Here is a 1,431-nt window from a genome sequence, read left to right on the forward strand (position 1 = left end):
AGGTTTGTGAATTCGATTCAATAACCTGCAATAAGGATTATGAAAATAATGACTCTTATAAGTATTTAAATGAGGAGACTTTTCAAGAGTTAGAAAAATTTATATTGACCTTAAATGTGAACGAAGAAACAAGTTCAGCAAATTTTCTAAGAATAAGTATGCGGAGAAATGTTGGGAAAATAATTCAAGCAAGGAATTATGTTGGATTAATTCAGATGAAGAATGGTTTTCAGGTTCAAATTCTTCCCAAGATTACAAATAGTGAGCTTGAGGATACAAAGAAAACATTTCTAAGAATGATCCGAAGTATGAAAGACTTTCCCAGTAAGATTTTTAATGATGCTAATCTAAACGTAGATAAAATGAACCTGTATGAGCTTTTTATTAATATGTATATCCAGGAAGTAAGAGAATTAATAAAAAAAGGTATCCGCTCATCGTACTTTCCTGTAGTAGATAATGTAAATTATTTTAAAGGGAAGTTAATAATTCGGGAACAAATCAAGAAAAATCAAATACATAAAGAACGATTCTATGTAGAGTATGACGAGTATGGAATGAACCGACAAGAAAATCGATTAATCAAGTCAACATTATTAAAATTACAAAAGATGTCTAAGAGTGCAGCCAATATAAAAGGAATTAGGCAGTTGCTCCCTAATTTTGAAAAGGTAAAACCCTCAATTAATTATAACAAGGATTTTTCAAAAGTAGTTATTGATAGGAACACAAAAGATTATAAAACGCTAATGCAGTGGTCTAAAGTTTTCTTGATGAATCAGAGCTTTACGACCTTTTCTGGAGAGACAAATGCTAGAGCGTTATTGTTTCCGATGGAAAAAGTTTTTGAAGCATATGTTGCTAGAAACCTAAAACAAGTATTAAGTGATTTAATGTGGGAAGTATCAATTCAGGATAAGGGGTACTATTTGTTTAATAGTCCTAAAAGGTTTGCATTACGACCGGATATTGTTATTACGCGTGAAGATGGTAGTAGGGTAATATTAGACACGAAGTGGAAAGTGCTAATTGATGACCCAAATAGAAATTATGGTATATCACAAGCTGATATGTATCAAATGTATGCTTACTCAAAGAAATATGAGGCATCAGAAATATGGCTATTATACCCGGTAAATGAGGGAATGAAGGATAATGATATTAACTTTAAATCGTATAAAGACGAGATACTCGAATTAAAAGTAATAGTTTTCTTAGTTGATTTAACCAATATTCAAGAAAGTCTTAGTGTGTTAAAGAGACAGTTAACAAAGGAAAAAGAATGCAGGGGTTAAATCTGCATTCTTTTTTTGAAATATTTTTAGAAACGCAGTGTTAAAACAAAAAGGAGCACGTATAACATAAGCTTTTATATACAATAATACTTTAATGAAAGGGTTTCGACTTCAATTATATAGTAATAATTAAACC

1 protein-coding gene is annotated in these 1,431 nt (G+C 30.5%); it reads left to right on the forward strand.

What is annotated here, in order from left to right; all coding sequences use genetic code 11:
* The coding region (locus ABWK52_RS29175; RefSeq protein WP_353772367.1) for an McrC family protein at positions 1 to 1,295 on the forward strand (1,295 nt) is incomplete at its 5' end.
* Positions 1,296 to 1,431 lie beyond the last annotated feature (136 nt).

Origin of the sequence: Bacillus sp. AP50, from assembly GCF_040492675.1 — a bacterium.
In the GTDB taxonomy this organism is placed as follows: domain Bacteria; phylum Bacillota; class Bacilli; order Bacillales; family Bacillaceae_G; genus Bacillus_A; species Bacillus_A cereus.